Here is a 19,327-nt window from a genome sequence, read left to right on the forward strand (position 1 = left end):
CTGCCCTTCGCGTACGACGTCTGGCGCAGCACTGTAATCGACCCGGAACGCGCTGTTCAGGGGGCGGGAACGGTATGTGAACAGTCGCACTCCGAGTCCGTTTCGCGCAGTGTTCGACGGAGGTGCGGCGCCTCGCCACCGGGCGAGCTAGCCGGGTGTACGGGCCTCCTTGGCCTCGGCGACACGGCGGTGCAGCGGCTCCAGGCGGGCGGTGTCGGCGCCGGGGCACAGCAGTAGCTCGGCGAGTTCGCCCTCGGTGTCCGCCAGCTCGTCCCAGGGCGGGCTCTGCTCCAGGAACGCGTCGAGCAGCTGCCCCGCCCGCTGCCACTCGCCCAGCGCGCAGGCCACCATGGCGAGTTCACCGGTCTCGGCGCGGGTCGGGGCGCCCGGTACGTCGTACGGGTAGAGGCGTTCCGCCGCCCGCCATGCGTCCCGCGCCCGCTCCGGACCTTCGGTGCGGGAGGCCAGCATCGCGTCGTGAAAGGCCGCGGTCCCCGGGTCTTCCGCGCGCAGGCGCTCCGCCGCCTCGGCGGCCGGGCCGAAGCGGCCCGCAGCCCGATGGGTCTCGGCCAGCAGGTGGAGCCCGCGGATCCCGAGCGGCCCGGCGCGCTCCGCGGCGGCGAGCGCCTCAAGCGCCTCCGCGGGGCGCTGGAGGTACAGGTACGCCTCCGCGCGGCTGGTGTGCGTCCAGGGCACCTCGTACGCCAACTCCAGGCACCGCTCCAGGTCGGCCAGTGCGCCTTCGAGGCGTGCGGTGGCCAGCCCTGCCCGCGCCCGCCGTGCCAGGGCCCACCCGTCATCGGGGTCGATGGCGACCGCCCGGCCGAGGTCCCGTACCGCCTCGGCCAAGCGCCCCTCGGCCAGGTGCAGGGCGCCCCGATGGGCGAGGATCCAGCCTTCGTCCGGCAGCAGTTCGGCGGCCCGGTCGAGGTCGGCCAGCGCCTCCGGGCAGCGGCCCAGGGCGTACAGCGTCTGCCCGCGGCCGGCGAGGGCCCACCCGTCGTCGGCCACGAGCGCGATGGCCCTGTCGAAGTCGGTGAGTGCCTCCTCGTACCGGCCGATGAGCCTCAGCTCCTCGGCGCGGAGGGCGTGGACCCAGCGGTTCGGCGCCTCGAACCGAAGGGCACGGTCCATGTCGGCGCGGGAGCCGTCCTCGTCCCCGAGGCCGCGCCGGACCTCGGACCGGCGGATCAGGGCCCACACGTAGTCGGCGTCCAGCTCGATCGCCCGGTCCAGGTCCGCGAGCCCCTCCGTCGACCGGCCCAGCTCGTGCAGGATCAGGCCCCTGCTGCCATACGCCCAGGCGTACTCGGGGTCCAGCTCGATCGCCCGGCCGTACGCTGCCAGTGCCTCTTCGGTGCGGCCTCCCAGCCGGTACACCACGGCGCGCTCGCCGCACACCCAGGCGTCCTCCGGGCTCACGGCCGCCGCCCGCTCCAGGTCCGCGAGCGCCCCGGCGGAATCCCCTTCCTGCCGCCGCACGTGCGCGCGCCGGACCAGTGCCCACACGTACTCCGGGTCCAGCTCGATCGCCCGGTCGAAGTCGGCCAGCGCCTGCGCGTACCGGCCGCACTGTTGATGACACTGGCCGCGGCTGGCGAGGGCCCAGGAACTGGCCGGGTCCAGCTCGATCGCCCGGTCCAATTCCGCGACGGCCTCATCGAACCGCTCGGCGTGCCGGAGGGTCTCACCGCGCTGCTCGATGATCCACGAGGTGTCCGGCGCCAGTGCGTCGGCCCGGTCGATGTCGGCCAGCGCCCGGTCGTGGTCCTCGGCCGCCAGGTGGGTGAGCCCACGCCCGAAGTAGGCCCTGGCGTGGGCAGGATCGAGGGCGACAGCCCGGTCGTAGTCCGCCATCGACGCCGGAAGCCGCTTGGCCCGCAAGTGGCTGTGGCCCCGGACCACCAGCGCGCTCGCCAACCCCTCACTGTCGAAGCCGGCGCGAGCCAGCAGGAGGCCCAACACCCTGGTCGTGCCCTGCTGTTCGTCCGACAGCGCGTCCAAGCAGTCCTGGCCCCACTTCCGCAGCACCTGGGCGTCCGCGTCCTCACCCGCTTCCGCGACCGTGCGCGCCCACCGGCGAGCCACCGCGGGGCCCTCGTCGCAGGCGTCCACTCCGTCCCGCAGGACACCGGGCAGCGCGGACTGCGGCTGGGCGCAGAGCAGGTGGTAAACCTCCTGGAGGCGCAGCTCGCGCCAGTCCTCCTGCTCCCACAGCTCGTCGGGCTCCACGCCCTCGCCCGCCGCGTCCCGCCACCGCGCGAACGCTTCCGCGAGCCGGGTGTGCCGTGCGGTCCAGCGCTGCGGTGAACTGGTGCGCTGGAGTCTGAGCATCGGGGCGCGCACCACGTCGTGGTATCGCGCGCCGCCCCCGCGGTCGGTCACGAACGGCAGCGACCCCAGCCAGCCGAACAGCCCTGCCGCCTCCTCCTCCACGGCCTCGGCGAAGATGTCCTCGTTCAGCCGCCGCGGCAGCGCGCACGCCAGCGCCGCGGCCCGTCGCACCGGGTCCTGCTCCCACTTCAAAAACCGGTCCACGGCGGTCGCGCTGGGCGCGTTCACCTCGCCCGGGTTCTCCGCGAGGGTCGAGACCAGCACCGGCAGCCGCCCCGAAAGACGCAGCACGTCCTGGACCACGGCCTCCTCCACCACCCCTTTCGCGGAGAGGAGTTGGCGGGCCTCGGACTCCGTGAAGGGCTCCAGCGGGAGGTCCTCCACAAAGTCGACGCAATCCGCCCAGCAGCGCGGGTCCAGGCGCGGCTGCCCGGCCAGGGTGACGACCGTGTGGGCGGGCAGGGCGCCGTACCGCTCCGTGGTGACCAGATCGCGGAGCCAGGTGTCGAGGAAGGGGCCTGTCCTCTCATACGTGTCGAAGAAGAGGGCGATCCACGGCGCGTCGGCGGCGGCCCGCTCCACCTCCGCCACCAGCACGGGGGTGAGGACCTGGAGCGGGTCGAGGACCAGCTGGACGTCCTCCTGCTTGCCGAACCGCGCGCTGAGCGCCATCCGCAACCTGTCCGTTCCCTGAGCCACTTGGGCCGGATCGACGGCCCCGGCGAACGCGCCGACACCGGGCACCATACCGAGGCCGACCAGCCCCGCCTGCGCCACGGCCAGACTGCCCGCCGACGGGGCCGGGTTCGCGGCGGAGGCCGCAGGGTCCTGCCGCGGGTCGGGCTCCGCCATCGACGCCGACTCCGCCTCGTGGCGCCGCTGCCGGTACGTGGCGAGCAGCCGGTCCATGGCCTTGAACACCTTTCCCTGCTGGGCGAATTGGGCGCTGATGGCGGCCATCGCCTCGGGCACGCTGTTCACGTTCTCGTCGACGTACGCCGTCAGCGCCTTGCGCTCGCGCGCGGTGTGCTCCAGCTCGCGCACCAGCGAGGTCTTGCCGACGCCCGCGTTGCCGTGGATGTGGAAGAGGAAGCGGTGCCGTTCGTCGTCCGGCATGGTGTCGAAGTTGGCACGATATACGGCGAGTTCGTCCCGGCGGCCGACGAACCCGGCGCGCCGGCGGCGGCGTATCAACTCCTGCATCGACGGGCGCGCGGTAGTCATGACGAGCAGTCTGACAGCAGGAACGGGCCCCCGGGGAGTACTCCCGGGGGCCCGCCCACTGCCACTGCTCAGTCGTTGATCCGGATCTTCCCCTGGTCGGGCGCCGACTCCGTGGCGGGCGCCGCGGCCTTGGGGAGGGTGCCGCGCTGCGTGATGCCCTTGAGCATCTCGCCGAGGTCGACTCCCGTGGTGGAGTTGAGCAGTTCGATGCCCTGCGCCACATTGTCCGCGACCGTACGGGACAGCTGGCTCGCGCCGTCCGTGGAGATCACGGTCAGCTTGTCGATGGCGCTCAGCGGCTCGGCCGCCTTGGCGACGACCTGCGGCAGCACCTCGACCAGCATCTGGAGGACCGCCGCGTCGCCGTACCGGGCGAACGCGTCGGCCTTCTTCTGCATCGCCTCGGCCTCCGCCGAGCCCTTCGCCGCGATGGCCGCCGCGTTGGCGTCACCCTCGATCCGTACGGCCTCGGCCAGCGCGGAGCGGTGCAGCTTCTCGCCCTCGCCGGTCAGGCGGGACCGCTCGGCGTCCGCCTCGGCCGCCTTGACCTGCGAGACGCGTCGGGCCTCCGCCTCCTGCTCCGCCTGGTAGCGGGCCGCGTCGGCCGGCTTACGGACCTTCGTGTCCAACTCACGGTCGGTCAGCGCCGCCTGGCGCTCGGCGACCTTCTCCTGCTCGGCGAGGACTTCCTGCTGGCGCGCGGCCTCGGCGAGCGGGCCCGCCGCGTTGGCCTGGGCGGCGGCGGCCTCGGTCTCGACGCGGATCTCGGCCTGCTTGAGGTAGTACGTCCGCTCGGCGATGGCGATTTCCTCGGCCGCCTTCAGCCGGGCCTGCTCCGAGGCGCGCTTGGCGATCGCCTCGGCGATGTCGGCCTCCTGCTTGGCGCGGGCGGCCTCGGGCCGGCCCAGGTCCTCCAGGTAGGAACCCTCGGTGGTGATGTCGTGGATCTGGAACGCGTCGAGCACCAGGCCCTGCCCGGAAAGGCTGGCCTCGGCCTCCTCGGCGACCTGCCCGGCGAACGCGGCCCGGTCGCGGATGATGTCCTCGACCGACATCCGGCCGACGATGGCGCGCAGCGCGCCCGACAGCACTTCCTGGGTGAAGCTGACGATGCTGCCCTGCTGCTGGAGGAAACGCTGGGCGGCCGCCCGGATCGAGTCCTCGCTGCCGCCGACCTTGACGATCGCGACGCCTTCGAGGTTGGCCTTCACCCCGCGCAGGGTGACGGCGCCGCGGACGGCGATCGGGATGTGCCGGCTGGAGAGGTCGAGGGTGAACTTTTGCTGGACGAAGGGCACGACGAAGACGCCGCCGCCGACGACGACCTTCTGGCCGCTCTGGTCGGTCGAGGTCTTGCCGGTGACCGGGTCGACGGACTTCTTGCCGCGCCGGCCGGTGATGATGAAGGCCTGGCTGGGGCCCGCGACCTTGTAACGCGTCACGACGGCGAGGGCCAGCAGGGCCAGGAGTACAACGACTCCCGCGACAGCGATGACGACTGGGCTCATGAACACGTCCCCCCTGCCTTCCCGGGGGACGGCAGTTCGAATTGGTTTTGTTGGTCAGTCGAATTGATCAAAAGGGTGCAGTCAGAAAGGGCGGAGTCACGGAGGACGGGGTCAGGAAGGGCGGGGCAGGAGGAGTGGGGTCAGGAGGAGTGGAGTCAGCGCTCGACCGGGCGGACCGCCACCGAGGTGCTCGACAGGGCCGCCTCCACCCAGATCTCCGCGCCCCGCGCCACCGGCACCGCGCTCTTCGCCGACAGCTTCACCAGATGGCCGCCGAGCCGCAGCAGTACCTCGCCGTACCCGTCGGCGGGAATGGCCGTCACGACCGACCCGGAGGTCCCGATCAGGTCGTCGCCGCGCGGAGTCGCGTCGGTCTGGTCACGCATCAGGGCCCGGCTGAATCGCCAGGCGAGCCAGGCCGCGGCGATCCCCGCCAGCGCCCCGGCTCCCGCGGCCACGCCGATTCCCAGGCTCGTACTGCCCAGCACGATCGCGCTGCCGAAGCCGAACATCGAGACGAAGCCGGCGACCACCGGGAGCGACAGCAGACCGTTGAAGAATCCGTCGAGCACTCCGCCGAAGAGCCCCTCGAAGATGCCGTCGAAGATCAACGCGAAGGCAAGCAGCGCGATCCCCGCGATGCCGAGACCGAGAAAAACCGTCATCCGCTCACACTCCCCCGTGTTCGCCGATCTCCGGGCGATCCTTGAACAGGACAGATCGTCTCACGCAGACCGGACGGAAAACATTGCCGGTCTCCGGCAATGTTTACGCGGTCCTAATTCCGCTTCGGCCCGACCTTCAATCCGGGCTCCGCCGCCGGGTTCACTCCAGCACGGGCAGCAGCTCCGGAAGATGACCGTCGGACGCGGCGGCGGACCGCTGCCGCTCCTCGGGCACCTCGCCGTACAGCGTGGTCCGCGCCCTGGACGGGCGCCCCGCCAGGTCAGCGATCGCGATCAGGTCCTGGACCGAGCGGTACGAGCCGTAACTGGAGCCCGCCATGCGGGAGATGGTCTCCTCCATCAAGGTGCCGCCGACGTCGTTGGCCCCGGAGCGCAGCATCTCCGCCGCGCCCTCCGCGCCCAGCTTCACCCAGCTGGTCTGGATGTTGGTGATGTGCGGGTGCAGCAGGAGGCGGGCCATCGCGGTGACGGCCCGGTTGTCGCGGGCCGTCGGGCCCGGCCGTGCGATCCCGGCAAGGTAGACGGGGGCGTTGGTGTGAATGAAGGGCAGCGTCACGAACTCCGTGAACCCCGCCACGTTCTTAGCCTCGGCCTCCTGCTGCATCCGTGCCAGGGTGCGGAAGTGACCGAGCCAGTGCCTGGGCTGGTCCACATGCCCGTACATCATGGTGGAGCTGGAGCGGATGCCCAGCTCGTGCGCGGTCTGCACGACCTCGATCCAGGTGGCCGTGGGCAGTTTGCCCTTGGTGAGGATCCAGCGGACCTCGTCGTCGAGGATCTCGGCGGCCGTGCCCGGAATCGAGTCGAGGCCCGCCTCCTTGGCGGCCGACAGCCACTCCCGGATGGACATGCCGGTGCGCGTCGCGCCGTTGACGACCTCCATCGGCGAGAAGGCGTGCACATGCATGCCGGGCACCCGCTCCTTGACCGCCCGCGCGATGTCGAAGTACGCCGTGCCGGGCAGGTCCGGGTGGATGCCGCCCTGCATGCACACCTCGACCGCGCCGACGTCCCACGCCTGCTCGGCCCGGTCGGCGACCTGGCTGAGCGAGAGCGTGTACGCGTCGGCGTCCGTGCGGCGCTGCGCGAAGGCACAGAAACGGCAGCCGGTGTAGCAGACGTTGGTGAAGTTGATGTTGCGCGTGACGATGTACGTCACGTCGTCGCCCACCACATCCCGCCGCAGCTCGTCCGCGATCCGGCACAGCGCGTCGAGCGCGGGCCCATCGGCGTGCAGCAGGGCGAGCGCCTCCTCGTCGGTGAGCTTCGTGGGGTCGGCGGCGGCCTGCGACAGCGCCTGCCGTACGTCACCGTCGATGCGGGACGGCACCATGCCTGGCACGGCGGCCTCGCGCAGCGCCTCCCAGTCGCCGTACACCTCGTCGAAATCGTCGCGCCGGTCGCCGGTGCGGCCCTCGGTGTCGATGGTCCGGTGCAGATCGGTCCGCCCGGACGCGGTGAACCCCTCGTCGGGCTCCTGCCAGGCCAGCCCGACCGGCTTCGCGTCGGGGCGCGCCAGCCCGGTCTCCGGGTCGGCGAGCGCCCGGACGTGCGGGACGAGCCGCGGGTCGAGCCAGGGCTCGCCGCGCTGGATGAACTCGGGGTAGATAGTGAGCCGTTCACGCAGCTCGAAGCCCGCTTCGGCGGTCTTCGCGGCCAGTTCGTCGATGTGCGGCCAGGGGCGCTCGGGGTTGACGTGGTCGGGGGTCAGCGGTGACACGCCGCCCCAGTCGTCGATGCCCGCGCCGATGAGCAGCGCGTACTCCTCGTCGACGAGGTTCGGCGGGGCCTGTATGCGGGCGGAGGGGCCGAGGATGTGCCGGGCGACGGCGATCGCGGCGGCCAGCTCGTCCAGTTCCGCGTCGGGCATCCCGCGCATCGCGGTGTCCGGCTTGGCGCGGAAGTTCTGGACGATGACTTCCTGGATGCCGTGGTAGGCGCGGGCCGTCTTGCGCAGCTCGAAGAGGGAGTCGGCGCGTTCGTCGTAGTCCTCGCCGATGCCGATGAGGATTCCGGTCGTGAACGGCACGTTGGAACGCCCGGCGTCCTCCAGCACCCGCAGCCGCACGGCGGGCTCCTTGTCGGGGGAGCCGTGGTGCGGGCCGCCGGGCTCGGACCACAGCCGGGTCGCCGTCGTCTCCAGCATCATGCCCATGCTGGGTGCGACGGGCTTGAGCCGCTGGAGATCGGTCCACGACATGACGCCGGGGTTCAGATGCGGCAGCAGCCCGGTCTCCTCAAGCACCCGGATCGCCATGGCCCGTACATACGCGAGGGTGTCGTCGTACCCCTCGGCCTCAAGCCACTCGCGGGCCTCGGGCCAGCGGTCCTCGGGCCGGTCGCCGAGTGTGAACAGGGCTTCTTTGCAGCCCATTTCGGCGCCCTGCCGGGCGATCTCCAGCACCTCGTCGGGCGACAGGAACATGCCGTGCCCCGCGCGCCGCAGCTTGCCGGGCACGGTGACGAACGTGCAGTAGTGGCACTTGTCCCGGCACAGCCGGGTCAGCGGGATGAACACCTTGCGGGAGTACGTGATGACGCCCGCGCGCCCCACCGCGTCGAGCCCGGCGTCCCGCACCCGGGCCGCGGACGCGGCCAGGTGCTTGAGGTCGTCGCCCCGGGCCTGGAGCAGGACGGCTGCCTCGGAGACGTCGAGGGCCACTCCGTCCCGTGCTCGTCTGAGGGCGCGCCGCATGGAATTGGCGGTCGGTCGTCCGGACTCCTGCGACGCGTTCGTGGTCATGCGTCCGAGCATACGAGCGACGCCGCGAATTGTGCTGTTCGCCGGCGGCGGGGGCCGACCGCCCGCACCGCGCCCGCCGCCGCGTCCGCGTGACCCGGAAGTGACCGGGGTGACAGCGCGGCCGGGCACCTTCTCCCCCGAGGGCCGACGAGATCACTGCGGGGCAGGCCGTTGCCCGTGAGCCTGTCCGGCTTGTCGAAGTGCGCCACCGGTTGGTCGTGCTGGAGTTCGCGGTACTCGACGACGAGTTGCCGCCCCGGCCAGTAACCATCCACCGGCAACTTCACCTGCCGTCCGCCGACTCCTGGGTCGCCAAGTAGCCAGTCGAACCGGTGCTGCGTCAGGGCCTGCTCACCCAACACCGCGTTGCACAGGTCGATAACGTACGCCTCGTCGCTGTTGTCTCTGCTCATGGCTCGGGATAATGCCACGCACCGCTGACGCGGCGGAGTCGGCGGCAAAGGGGATTACGGAACCTCGAGCAGCGATCAGAGGTATTCGGCGTACACGTCCAGGGTCCGCAGGACCTCGGACTCGTCGGCCGGAGGCAGTTGCAGTACGACCTCTTCGACGCCCAGCTCCGCGTAGTGCGCCAGCTTGCCCGCGCTCGGCAGGACGGCGTACGGCACGATCTGAAGGCCCTCGGGGTCGCGGCCAGCCGCCTCCCAGACCGAGCGCAGCGCCGGCACCGACTCCGTGAGGCCGCGTCCGCCGATCGGCAGCCAGCCGTCCGCGTACTCCGCGATGTGCGCGAACAGCTTCGGTCCGGCCGCGCCGCCGACCAGAGTGCGGGGTCCGACCACCGGGCCGCGCGGCTTCTGGGTCGGCTTGGGGTGTGCGTGGCTCGCGCGCACCGACCCGAACTCGCCGTCGTACGCTGTCGGTTCCGCCGACCACAGGGCCCGCATCAGTGCCATCCGGTCCCGGCCGAGGTCACGCCTCGTACGCCACTCCACACCATGGTCGGCGGCCTCCTCGACGTTCCAGCCGAAGCCGACGCCGAGGGTGAAGCGCCCGCCGGAGAGGTGGTCGAGGGTCGCCGCCTGCTTGGCGAGGTCGATGGGGTCGCGCTGGGCGACGAGGGTGATGCCGGTGCCGAGGGTGAGGCGTTCGGTGACGGCGGCGGCCTGGCCGAGGGCGACGAAGGGGTCGAGCGTGCGGCCGTACTCGCGCGGCAGTTCGCCGCCCGCCGGGTACGGGGTGTCGCGGGAGACCGGGATGTGGGTGTGCTCGGGCAGATACAGGCCGTCGAACCCGCGCTGCTCCAGCTCGCGTGCGAGCCGTACCGGGGTGATCGTCTCGTCGGTGAGGAAAATCGTCGTGGCGATCCGCATATGCAGTCCCCTTCTTCTTGTCCAGCGCTGCGGCTGGTCGGCGACAAACGTATGTCGTACGGTGCCCTGGGCCGAGCGTTTCGGCCATCCCGGGGGAGGACGAACCGTGCGTATCGCCACCACTCTTCTGCTTGTCGGAGCCCTGTTGGGCGCACCGGCGGTGTCAGCGACTGCCATCGCCTCACCGCGTGTCACGACCCCGACCGTGTCGACCGACGCCGCCCAGGGCGCGGGGTCCGCCGTGCGGACCGCGCACGAGAACAAGACGGCCACAGTGGCGGATTCGACGGTCGCCAAGGACCGCAAGAAGAAGAAAAGGAAGAAGAAGAGCGGCTCTTCGGGTCTGGTGATCGCCCTCGTGCTGGTGATCCTGGTGCTACTGGTCATCGTGTTCATGGTGACGAAGTCCCGGCGCGGCACTAGCTGAGGCGCCCCGGCAGAGCGAGAACAGGACCTCATTTGGGGGGCCGACACTCACCGGCCCCCTTCCCTTGCACGGGAGTTCACGGCTCAATACCAGGGTCTCAGTGCACACCACTGTCCCTCTCGACCCCCTGGGAGCCGTCGGCATGACTGAAACCTCCGGACCAAGCGCGGGCAGATCGATGGGCAGGCGTGGACTGTTCGTGACGGGCGCGGCTGCCGCCGTTACGTTGGGAACTGTGAGCTTCGCGAATGCCGCGCCGCCCAGCAGCGGCGAGCAGACCAGGACCGTGCGCGGCACGCTGCCGCCCGGCGCCCCGGACTTCGTGTATCTACCGGTCGAAGTCCCGCGCGGGGTAAGGGAGATAGCCGTCTCTTACTCATACGAGAGAACACCCGTGCCGCCGGGCACCCAGGGCAACGCGCTGGACATCGGCGTCTTCGACGAGCGCGGAACCGACCTGGGCGGCCGGGGTTTCCGTGGCTGGTCGGGCGGCGCCCGCACGGCGTTCTTCATCCGCGCCGACGACGCGAGCCCCGGCTACATCCCGGGGCCCGTGCGCGCCGGTACCTGGAACATCGCGCTGGGCCCGTACACGGTCGCGCCCGAGGGTCTGCCGTACGTCGTCACCATCATCCTGCGGTACGGCGCGCCCGGCCGGACCCCCGAGGCGGTCTACCCGCCCGAGCGGGCCAAGGGGCGGGGCCGGGCCTGGTACCGGGGTGACTGCCATCTGCACTCCGTGTACTCGGACGGGGCGCGCACGCCCGCCGAGATCGCCGCGGCGGCCCGTGCCGCAGGGCTCGACTTCATCAACTCCAGTGAGCACAACACGCATTCGGCGCACCGCGCCTGGGCCGGCCTGTGGGGCGACGACCTGCTGATCCTGACCGGCGAGGAGGTCACCACCCGCAACGGCCATGTGCTGGCGGTCTCCGTGGAGCCGGGCACCTTCATCGACTGGCGCTATCGGGCCCGCGACAACCGCTTCGGCCACTACGCCCGCGAGATCCGCCGCGCCGGCGGTCTCGTCGTCCCGGCCCACCCGCATGCCACCTGCATCGGCTGCCACTGGAAATTCGGCTTCGGCGAGGCGGACGCGGTGGAGGTGTGGAACGGGCCGTACACCCCCGAGGACGAGATCTCGCTGGCCTCCTGGGACAACGCCCTGGTCGCTTCGGCCCGTTCGGGGCACACCTGGACCCCGGCGATGGGCAGCAGCGACGCGCACCGGGCACCGCAGGCGATCGGCCTGCCGCAGACCGTCGTACTCGCGGACGATCTGACGCGCGAGGCGATCCTGGACGGCATCCGGGCCGGTCACAGCTACATCGCGGAGTCCTCGTCGGTGTCCGTGACCTTCTCGGCGGCGAGCGGGCGCGGCAAGCACGCGGGCATCGGCGAGCGCCTGCGCGCCGACTCCGACACCCCGGTCACGATCCGCCTGGAGGTCACCGGGGCACCCGGCTGCACCACGCGCTTCGTCACCGACCAGGGCACCCTCCACACGACGACGCTGCCGACGTCCGGGACGGGCACGGTGGAGTGGCGCACGACGCCCTCGTACGCGACGTACGTACGGGCGGAGGTCCGGCACCCGGCGACGGTCCCGGGGCTGCCGGGGGCGCTGGCGGCCATGACGAATCCGGTGTTCCTGGGGTCGGGCCGGGGGAACTGAGCCACGGCCGCGGCGGATGGCGGGTCGGCCCACCGGGGACCGGCGGGGTGGGTGACCTCTGGGTACGGTGGAGAGCCGCCGCGCCACGAGGCCGGCGCGCGCCCGACCCCCTCCGCCGAAAGGCCCGGCCGCTCATCATGATCTTCATCGCCGTCAAGTTCACCGTCCGCCCCGATCGCGCGGACGACTGGCTCACGCTGGTCGACGACTTCACGCAGGCGACCCGCGCCGAGGCGGGCAACCTCTTCTACGAGTGGTCGCGCAGCGTCGACGACCCGAACCAGTTCGTGCTGATCGAGGCGTTCGCCGACGCGGAAGCGGGCGAACGCCACGTGAAGTCGGACCATTTCAAGGCGGGTATCGAGTCGATGGCCGACGCCGTCGCCCGTACGCCGGAGATCATCAATGTCGAGATCCCCGGTCAGGACGGCTGGTCGGCCATGACCGAACTCACCCCTCGCACACCTGCATAAGAAACAAGAACCGGCTCAAGCATCTGCCTTGGGCTGGGACGGGGCCTGCGACAGTGACCTGCCCGCGGAATCGCGCAGCTGCTCGTTCATCCGCTGGGCCTCTTCGAGCTGGTCTTCCAGGATGACGATGCGGCAGGCCGCCTCGACCGGGGTGCCCCCGTCGACGAGCTCGCGGGCGCGCGCGGCGATACGCAGCTGGTAGCGGGAGTAGCGGCGGTGGCCGCCTTCCGAGCGCAGCGGGGTGATGAGCCGGGCCTCACCGATCGCGCGCAGAAAAGCAGGGGTCGTGCCAAGCATCTCGGCGGCCCGGCCCATGGTGTAGGCGGGGTAGTCGTCGTCGTCGAAACGTGCTTGCGGACTGGAATGTTTTTCTGCGGTCACTGCCACCTCGTCAACCTAGTCAACCTGGTCCAACTGCCTGACCAAACGCGTCGAGGGACCCTGGTGCCGCATGGCACCAGGGTCCCGAGGAATCAACACCATCTACCGGCTATTGCTGCGCCGGTGCTTTGTTTCCGCGTCTTCGCCCAGATGGGCGGGGATGCGGGGATCGCGAATGCGTAACCGGGGACCACCTTCCAATCCGGGGCCTGCGGCACCCGAGCGGACTGCTCGTCGCTCGGGCGATCCTGATGGCGTCTGCCTCCTTGCTCCTGCTCCTGATCAACAACCTGTCGTACTGCTGGAACTGCGGGACTGCTCGCGGCCCCTGTGAGCCGCCGGCCCGGCAACCAGCGCCAGGACCCCCGCATGCGTCCGGCCCTGCCACTCCACTGCCGTGCCACAATCCGCCCCTGTGGGCCGTCCGGCCCGGCAACCAGCGTGAGGACCCTGCGTACTCCGGCCCTTACGCTCCGCTGCCGTGCCACAACTCGCTTGAACCTGCATACGCGGCGGTTCACACCTGCTCGTTCCCGCCGCGCCTCACTTGCTGTCTTGGCTACGAGCAAAACCCTAGCCCCAAGAAACGGCGATGTCTACAACAGTCATGACAGATTTCTTTCACGCCCAAACACCGGAGGTCTGACACCCGTGCGCAGCGGAAAGTGCACCGGAAATGTGCCGCCGATGTGCCGCCGAGTGTCTGAACGCCGCATGAGGGGGCAGGATCTCAGTTCTGCAAACCGTTACAACCGATACAGGTGGGGTGTAGACGTATGAACGGCACGAAGATCACCAACGCGTTGGCCCCACATCGGGCGAAGTCCGGGGGATCCCACGCGTCCGACATCAGCCGGGCCCGCGACACGGCCCACTCCTTCGCGGACGGCCTCGACCTGGCGCCGGGCTCCTGCGTGGCGGACGATCTCGTCCTGGTGGTGTCCGAGCTGGTCACCAACGCCCTGCGGCACGGCGGCGGCCGGTACCGCCTCGAAATGACCGCGAGCCCCCATGTGGTGACCGTCGCGGTCAGCGACCCCAGCCCCGCTCACCCCCGCGAGCGCACCCCGGACCTGGACGGCGGCGGCGGCGGCTTCGGCTGGCACATGGTCCGCCGGATCGCTCGCACGGTATGGATCACCGCGGGCCCGGCCCCGGGCAAGACGGTCCACGCCGCCTTCGCACGATAGCCGGACCCTCGGGCGGACAGCTCAGTCCGCGACGACCAGCGCCGGGGTCTCCTTGGTCAGGACCTCGCCACGGAAGAACGCCGGGCTGCGGCGCTGCATCGCCAGCATGATCAGGACGCCGAGCAGCAGCAGACCCACCGCGATGACGAAGACCGAGCCGACACCGAAGACAGCGGAGCCGCTGCCGTAGGCCGGGTCCCACATGTCGTACAGCGTCTTGCCGAACACCGCGGTGAGGAGCGTGCCGCCGAGGGCCGGGCACAGGCCCTTGAAGACGAAGTCACGGGCCGAGAGCAGCAGTTCGTGGCGGAAGTACCAGACGCAGGCGAACGCGGTCAGCGCGTAGTAGAAGCAGATCATGAGGCCGAGCGCGTAGATCGTGTCGACCAGGACGTGCTCGCTGACCAGGGTCATCACCGTGTAGAAGACGCCGGTCGCGACGCCCGCGACGACCGTGGCGAGACCCGGGGTCTTGAAGCGCGGGTGCACCCGCGAGAAGGAGCTGGGCAGGGCCTCGTACGCCGACATCGCCAGGACCGTGCGGGCCACCGGGATGAACGTCGTCTGGAGGCTGGCCACGGCCGACGCGAGAACCGCGACGAAGAGCAGGATGCCGAGCCCGGGGCCCATCACCGGGCCGGCCAGCGCGGCGAAGACGTTGTCGGAGGTCTCCGGGTTGGCGAGGCCGAGACCGGTGTCGCCGGAGCCGACGACCAGCTGGGCGGCGATGGCGGTGGCCAGGTAGGTGCCGACGAGCACGGCCATGGTGACGAGGGCGGCGCGGCCGGGCGTCTTGGCGCTGCCCGTGGTCTCCTCGTTGGCCGTCAGGCAGGCGTCCCAGCCCCAGTAGACGAAGATCGCCAGGGAGAGCCCGGCGGTGAAGGCCGAGAAGGACTGGATCGCGAACGGGTTCAGCCAGGACCAGGAGAAGTCGAGCGAGGTCGCGGCGAAGTCGCCGCTGCCGACCTTCTGGAAGGCCATCGTCACGAAGACGGCCAGGACCACCAGCTGGAGGCCCACCAGCGCGTACTGCACGCCCTTCGTCGCGGTCATGCCGCGGTAGCTGATCGCGGTGGCGACGGCGATCAGGGCGAGGCAGGTGACGATGTGGACGGCCTTGCTGTCGTCCAGGGCGGCGATCGAGGCGTTGCCGCTGATCTCCCCCGCGAGCAGCCAGAAGTACGAGGTGGCCACACCCGCGAGGTTCGACAGGACGATGATCGTCGCGATGACCAGGCCCCAGCCGCACATCCAGCCCAGCCGCGGGCCGAACGCCTTCACCGTCCAGGTGAAGGAGGTGCCGCAGTCCGGCATGGCGCGGTTGAGCTCGCGGTAGGCGAAGGCGACCAGCAGCATCGGCAGGAAACCGGCCAGGAAGACCGCGGGCATCTGGACGCCGACCTCGCCGGCCGTGGAGCCGAGGGTCGAGGTGAGGCAGTAGACGGGGGCCACGGTGGAGATGCCGATGACCGCGCTGCCCATCAGGCCGACGCTGTCGCCGCCGAGGCCCTTGTCGCGCACGCCGCCGACGTCGCCCGTGACGTTGACGCCCCTTACCTTGTCTCCGGCCTGCGGCCGGGCTTCCAGCTGAGTCATGAACGCGACGTTAACGGGTGCGCTTTCCACATCCGGAGGTCAGCGCTCCATCTGAAGATCCTTGTATTGGGCGGTAATTCACGAGCTGTTCAGTGCAAATTGAAGGCCTAGGGTGAATCAGAGGCGGTCATTACCAGGCCGTGGAGGAAACTTCCGAAGTGCGGAAATCGCAACCCTGTCCGATATGCCCGTATTAAAAGTTTCCCATCACGATGTGACACGGGTCAACCGGGCCAGACGAGCGACTGGATCTCGCTGTACGCGTGCAGCGCGTACGAGCCGACGTCGCGCCCCACTCCGCTCTTCTTGAAGCCGCCGAACGGCGCCTCCATGTTGCGCCCGATGGTGTTGATCCCGACCCCGCCCGCGCGCAGCCGCCCGGCCACCCGGAACGCCCTGGCCACATCCCCCGACCAGACGTAGTCGAGCAGCCCGTACGCGCTGTCCTCGGCCAGGGCGATGCCCTCCTCCTCCTCGTCGAAGGGGACGACGACCACGACCGGGCCGAAGATCTCCTCGCGGACGACGCGCATGTCGTTCGTACAGTCCGCGAACAGGGTCGGGGCGACGTAGAAGCCCCGGTCGAGTGCGGGGCGCTCGCCGCCCGCCACCAGCCTGGCGCCCTCCTTCTTGCCCAGCTCGACGTACGACTCGATGCGGTCGCGGTGGGCGGCCGAGATGACCGGGCCGACCACCGTGCCCCGCTGTGTCGGGTCGCCGACCGCGAGGTGGCCGAGGTACTCGGTGAGCTTCTCGACCAGCCGGTCGTGGATCCCGCGCTGTGCGATCACCCGCGTCGGGGCGGTGCAGATCTGCCCGCTGTAGAAGGAGAACGTCGTACCGATCCCCAGGACCGCCGAGTCCAGGTCCGCGTCGTCGAAGACGAGCGCCGCGCCTTTGCCGCCGAGCTCCATCAGTTGCCGCTTCATGCCGCGCCCGCAGACCTCCGCGATGCGCCGGCCAACCGCTGTGGAGCCGGTGAAGCTGACCATGTCGACGTCCGGCGAGTCGACGGCGGCCTCGCCGACGGCCGGTGCGGAGCCCGTCACCACGTTCACCACACCCGCCGGCACCCCGGCCTCCTCCAGCGCCTCCGCCATCCGGTAGACCGACAGCGGATCCTGCGGGGCGGGCTTGACCACGACCGTGTTGCCCATGGCCAGCGCGGGCGCGACCTTGCCCGCCGGGTTGGCCCAGGGGTTGTTGTACGAGGTGATGCAGGTGACCACTCCCACCGGGCGGCGCACGGCCACGGCCCCCAGCACACCCGCTCTGCCCATCGGGCCGGCCTCGTTGATCTGCGGCGGCAGCGGCGTCTCGACGGGCTCAAGGGCTCCGCGCGCGTACCGCCGGAAGCGGGCGATGCCCACCCCGACCTGCATGCCGCGGGCGATGCCGGTCGGCGCGCCGCTCTCCCGCTGGGCCAGGCGCGCGTGAGGCTCGAACTCCCGCTGCATCACATCGGCGGCCCGGTCGAGGATCGCGGCCCGCTCCTCGGGCGTCGTACGCGACCAGCCGGCGAAGGCGTCCCTGGCGCAGGCCGTGGCCGCGTACACCTGCTCGCGGCTCGCCTCGGGGGCCCGACCGACGGTCTCCTCGGTGGCCGGGTCGATCACCTCGTAGTGGCCGCCGCCCGGCTCCACCCACTCACCGCCGATGAACAGCCGCTGTTCTGCGCCCACTTGGCGTCCCACTTCCCCTGCGCTCACTTGGTGCTCACCGTCCGGGTGTCGCGGCCCGAGCGCAGGACCGTGCCGGGCACCGCGCCCGTCACCTGGTCGTCGCGGATCGTCTCCACGCCGTTGACGCGCACCGACACGACGCCGATCGCCTTCGCGTCCAGCCGGGGGCTGTCGCCCGGCAGGTCATGCACGAGCGTGGCCGGGCCCGCCTCGATCCGCTCAGGGTCGAAGAGGACGAGGTCGGCGTGGAAGCCCTCCACGATCCGGCCGCGCTCACGCAGCCCGAAGAGCTGCGCCGGGTCGTCGGTCAGCATCTTCACGGCCTGCTCCAGCGTCACCAGCTTGCGGCCGCGCAGACAGTCGCCGAGGAATCGGGTGGTGTACGGCGCCCCGCACATCCGGTCCAGATGCGCGCCCGCGTCGGAGCCGCCGAGCAGTACGTCCTCGTGCTCCCAGGTCTCGCGGCGCAGCTCCCAGGACGCGGGGTCGTTGTCGGTCGGCATCGGCCAAAGGACCGTACGCAGCTCGTCGTTGGCGCTGATCTCGATGAGGCAGTGGAAGGGGTCCTGGCCGCGTTCGGCGGCGATGTCGTTGACGACCCGGCCACTGAGGCCCTCGTTCTCCTTGGAGTACGTGTCCCCGATGACGTAACGACCGAAGTTGGCGAGCCGTCGGAAGACACCGGCTTCCTTGCTGTTGGCGCGGCGCAGCATCTCGGCGCGGGTGTCGGCGTCCCGCAGCTTCTCGATCCGCTCCGGCACGGGCAGGCTGAGGATGTCGCCCCAGCCGGGGATCAGGTTCAGGGCGCAGAAGGTGCCGAGCGACATGTTCATGGGGGTGAGGATGGGCATGGTGAGGGCGACGACCCGGCCGCCCGCCTTGCGTGCCCGCTCGCTCGCGACGAGCTGGCGGGGCACCCGCTCCGGCACGGACGCGTCGATGGTCAGGACGTTCCAGTTGAGGGGACGGCCGGCCGCGGCGCTCATCTCCACGAAGAGGTCGATCTCAGCGTCGGCGAACTGGTCCAGGCAGCCCGCGACGATCGCTTCGAGCTGGGTGCCCTCGTGCTCGGCGACGGCGCGGGACAGGGCCAGCAGCTCCTCGGGCTTGGCGTGCCGGGAGGCGACGGGCTGCCCGTCGCCGTCGGAGTGGGTGGAGGACTGCGTGGTGGACAGCCCCCAGGCCCCGGCGGTCATCGCGTCATGGAACAGCCGCAGCATGTCCGCCATTTGCTGCTCGGTGGGCTGCCCGCCGACGGCGTCGGCGCCCATGACATGGCGGCGCAGGGCGCAGTGGCCGACCATGAAGCCCGCGTTGACGGCGATGCGGCCTTCGAGGGCGTCGAGGTATTCGCCGAAGGTGTGCCAGTTCCAGGGCGCTCCCTCTTCGAGCGCGACGAGGGACATGCCCTCGACCTTGCTCATCATGCGGCGCGTGTAGTCGGCGTCCTCGGGACGCTCGGGGTTGAGCGGCGCGAGAGTGAAGCCGCAGTTGCCACCGGCGACGGTGGTGACGCCGTGGTTGAGGGACGGGGTGGCGTACGGGTCCCAGAAGAGCTGGGCGTCGTAGTGCGTGTGCGGGTCCACGAAGCCGGGGGCGAGGATCAGGCCGGTGGCGTCCTCGGTGCTGCGGGCGGGTTCGGTGAGGGTGCCTTCGGGGGCGACGACGGCGATACGGCCGTCCCGTATGCCGAGGTCTGCGACGTACCGGGGGCCACCGGTGCCGTCGACGACGGTCGCCGAGCGTATGAGGTGGTCGAGCATGGGGTGGATCCCTTCTGGGGGTGAGGGTGGGGACGTCGCGGGGTGGGTGCGGGGTGTGGGGCGTGGGTGGGTGCGGGGTGCAGGGCGTGGGTGGGTGCGGGTGCGGTGCGGCGCTGTTCCCTACCCGCCCCTTCCCGAAACTGGGGGGCGAGCCCCCAGGCCCCCGGGACGCCCTTCGCGCGTGTCCTCGAACGCCGGACAGGCTGAAAACCCTGCCCATTTCAGCCTGTCCGGCGTTTGAGGACGGGGGTCTGGGGCGGAGCCCCGGTTCAGGAAGGGGCGGGGTGGGGGACAAGCCAGCCGCAGGCGCC

At 70.9% G+C, this 19,327-nt stretch carries 14 protein-coding genes; 4 read left to right on the forward strand and 10 right to left on the reverse strand.

Annotated elements, in window-relative coordinates; all coding sequences use genetic code 11:
• Positions 1 to 147: 147 nt before the first annotated feature.
• The 6 genes from QMK30_RS03190 to QMK30_RS03215 all read right to left on the reverse strand — a co-directional run bounded on the left by QMK30_RS03190 (position 148) and on the right by QMK30_RS03215 (position 9,829).
• Entirely contained in the window at positions 148 to 3,558 is a 3,411-nt protein-coding gene (locus QMK30_RS03190; protein ID WP_283515564.1) for a tetratricopeptide repeat protein, read from the reverse strand.
• A 68-nt stretch (positions 3,559 to 3,626) separates the two neighbouring features.
• Complete coding sequence (locus QMK30_RS03195; protein WP_283515565.1) at positions 3,627 to 5,066, reverse strand: flotillin family protein; 1,440 nt, start codon at positions 5,064 to 5,066, stop codon at positions 3,627 to 3,629.
• Positions 5,067 to 5,221: 155 nt separating this feature from the next.
• Entirely contained in the window at positions 5,222 to 5,731 is a 510-nt protein-coding gene (locus QMK30_RS03200) for an NfeD C-terminal domain-containing protein (protein ID WP_283515566.1), read from the reverse strand.
• 160 nt (positions 5,732 to 5,891) lie between these two features.
• Positions 5,892 to 8,507, reverse strand: a complete 2,616-nt coding sequence (locus tag QMK30_RS03205) for a bifunctional FO biosynthesis protein CofGH (RefSeq protein WP_502963046.1) — start codon at positions 8,505 to 8,507, stop codon at positions 5,892 to 5,894.
• Entirely contained in the window at positions 8,492 to 8,908 is a 417-nt protein-coding gene (locus QMK30_RS03210; protein WP_283515568.1) for a hypothetical protein, read from the reverse strand. The genes QMK30_RS03205 and QMK30_RS03210 overlap by 16 nt, the downstream gene beginning before the upstream one ends.
• Before the next feature lie 75 nt (positions 8,909 to 8,983).
• A complete protein-coding gene (locus QMK30_RS03215; protein ID WP_283515569.1) occupies positions 8,984 to 9,829 on the reverse strand; it encodes an LLM class F420-dependent oxidoreductase in 846 nt (281 codons plus the stop codon).
• Between the two features lie 106 nt (positions 9,830 to 9,935).
• Between QMK30_RS03215 and QMK30_RS03220 the strand changes: the two genes are divergently transcribed.
• The 3 genes from QMK30_RS03220 to QMK30_RS03230 all read left to right on the forward strand — a co-directional run bounded on the left by QMK30_RS03220 (position 9,936) and on the right by QMK30_RS03230 (position 12,404).
• Positions 9,936 to 10,256, forward strand: coding sequence for a hypothetical protein (locus QMK30_RS03220; RefSeq protein WP_283515570.1), 321 nt, complete (start codon positions 9,936 to 9,938; stop codon positions 10,254 to 10,256).
• A gap of 142 nt (positions 10,257 to 10,398) precedes the next feature.
• Complete coding sequence (locus tag QMK30_RS03225; protein WP_283515571.1) at positions 10,399 to 11,931, forward strand: CehA/McbA family metallohydrolase; 1,533 nt, start codon at positions 10,399 to 10,401, stop codon at positions 11,929 to 11,931.
• 137 nt (positions 11,932 to 12,068) lie between these two features.
• Positions 12,069 to 12,404 (forward strand): putative quinol monooxygenase, encoded by a 336-nt coding sequence (locus QMK30_RS03230; RefSeq protein WP_283515572.1) that lies wholly within the window; start codon positions 12,069 to 12,071, stop codon positions 12,402 to 12,404.
• A gap of 15 nt (positions 12,405 to 12,419) precedes the next feature.
• On the opposite strand, the gene QMK30_RS03235 is transcribed toward QMK30_RS03230, so the two are convergent.
• Entirely contained in the window at positions 12,420 to 12,719 is a 300-nt protein-coding gene (locus tag QMK30_RS03235) for a MerR family transcriptional regulator (RefSeq protein ID WP_283515607.1), read from the reverse strand.
• Positions 12,720 to 13,561: 842 nt separating this feature from the next.
• Here QMK30_RS03235 and QMK30_RS03240 point away from each other — a divergent pair.
• Positions 13,562 to 13,975, forward strand: a complete 414-nt coding sequence (locus QMK30_RS03240; protein ID WP_283515573.1) for an ATP-binding protein — start codon at positions 13,562 to 13,564, stop codon at positions 13,973 to 13,975.
• A 21-nt stretch (positions 13,976 to 13,996) separates the two neighbouring features.
• On the opposite strand, the gene QMK30_RS03245 is transcribed toward QMK30_RS03240, so the two are convergent.
• From QMK30_RS03245 to QMK30_RS03255, 3 genes are all read right to left on the reverse strand, one after another.
• The gene (locus QMK30_RS03245) at positions 13,997 to 15,571 is read right to left on the reverse strand and encodes an APC family permease (RefSeq protein ID WP_283515574.1); all 1,575 of its coding nucleotides are present in this window, start codon (positions 15,569 to 15,571) and stop codon (positions 13,997 to 13,999) included.
• 224 nt (positions 15,572 to 15,795) lie between these two features.
• Positions 15,796 to 17,280: an aldehyde dehydrogenase family protein gene (locus QMK30_RS03250; RefSeq protein ID WP_502963047.1), complete on the reverse strand. Its 1,485-nt coding sequence runs from the start codon at positions 17,278 to 17,280 to the stop codon at positions 15,796 to 15,798.
• Entirely contained in the window at positions 17,277 to 19,016 is a 1,740-nt protein-coding gene (locus QMK30_RS03255; RefSeq protein ID WP_283515575.1) for an N-acyl-D-amino-acid deacylase family protein, read from the reverse strand. The genes QMK30_RS03250 and QMK30_RS03255 overlap by 4 nt, the downstream gene beginning before the upstream one ends.
• Positions 19,017 to 19,327: the final 311 nt, after the last annotated feature.

This window comes from Streptomyces sp. H27-C3 (assembly GCF_030063415.1).
Lineage (GTDB): Bacteria > Actinomycetota > Actinomycetes > Streptomycetales > Streptomycetaceae > Streptomyces.

What these genes read in the sequence shown, in the direction of transcription:
- QMK30_RS03190 (WP_283515564.1), bottom strand. Translation starts at nt 3,558, where the DNA reads ATGACTACCGCGCGCCCGTCGATGCAGGAGTTGATACGCCGCCGCCGG.
- QMK30_RS03195 (WP_283515565.1), bottom strand. Translation starts at nt 5,066, where the DNA reads ATGAGCCCAGTCGTCATCGCTGTCGCGGGAGTCGTTGTACTCCTGGCC.
- QMK30_RS03200 (WP_283515566.1), bottom strand. Translation starts at nt 5,731, where the DNA reads ATGACGGTTTTTCTCGGTCTCGGCATCGCGGGGATCGCGCTGCTTGCC.
- QMK30_RS03205 (WP_502963046.1), bottom strand. Translation starts at nt 8,507, where the DNA reads ATGCTCGGACGCATGACCACGAACGCGTCGCAGGAGTCCGGACGACCG.
- QMK30_RS03210 (WP_283515568.1), bottom strand. Translation starts at nt 8,908, where the DNA reads ATGAGCAGAGACAACAGCGACGAGGCGTACGTTATCGACCTGTGCAAC.
- QMK30_RS03215 (WP_283515569.1), bottom strand. Translation starts at nt 9,829, where the DNA reads ATGCGGATCGCCACGACGATTTTCCTCACCGACGAGACGATCACCCCG.
- QMK30_RS03225 (WP_283515571.1), top strand. Translation starts at nt 10,399, where the DNA reads ATGACTGAAACCTCCGGACCAAGCGCGGGCAGATCGATGGGCAGGCGT.
- QMK30_RS03230 (WP_283515572.1), top strand. Translation starts at nt 12,069, where the DNA reads ATGATCTTCATCGCCGTCAAGTTCACCGTCCGCCCCGATCGCGCGGAC.
- QMK30_RS03235 (WP_283515607.1), bottom strand. Translation starts at nt 12,719, where the DNA reads ATGGGCCGGGCCGCCGAGATGCTTGGCACGACCCCTGCTTTTCTGCGC.
- QMK30_RS03240 (WP_283515573.1), top strand. Translation starts at nt 13,562, where the DNA reads ATGAACGGCACGAAGATCACCAACGCGTTGGCCCCACATCGGGCGAAG.
- QMK30_RS03245 (WP_283515574.1), bottom strand. Translation starts at nt 15,571, where the DNA reads ATGACTCAGCTGGAAGCCCGGCCGCAGGCCGGAGACAAGGTAAGGGGC.
- QMK30_RS03255 (WP_283515575.1), bottom strand. Translation starts at nt 19,016, where the DNA reads ATGCTCGACCACCTCATACGCTCGGCGACCGTCGTCGACGGCACCGGT.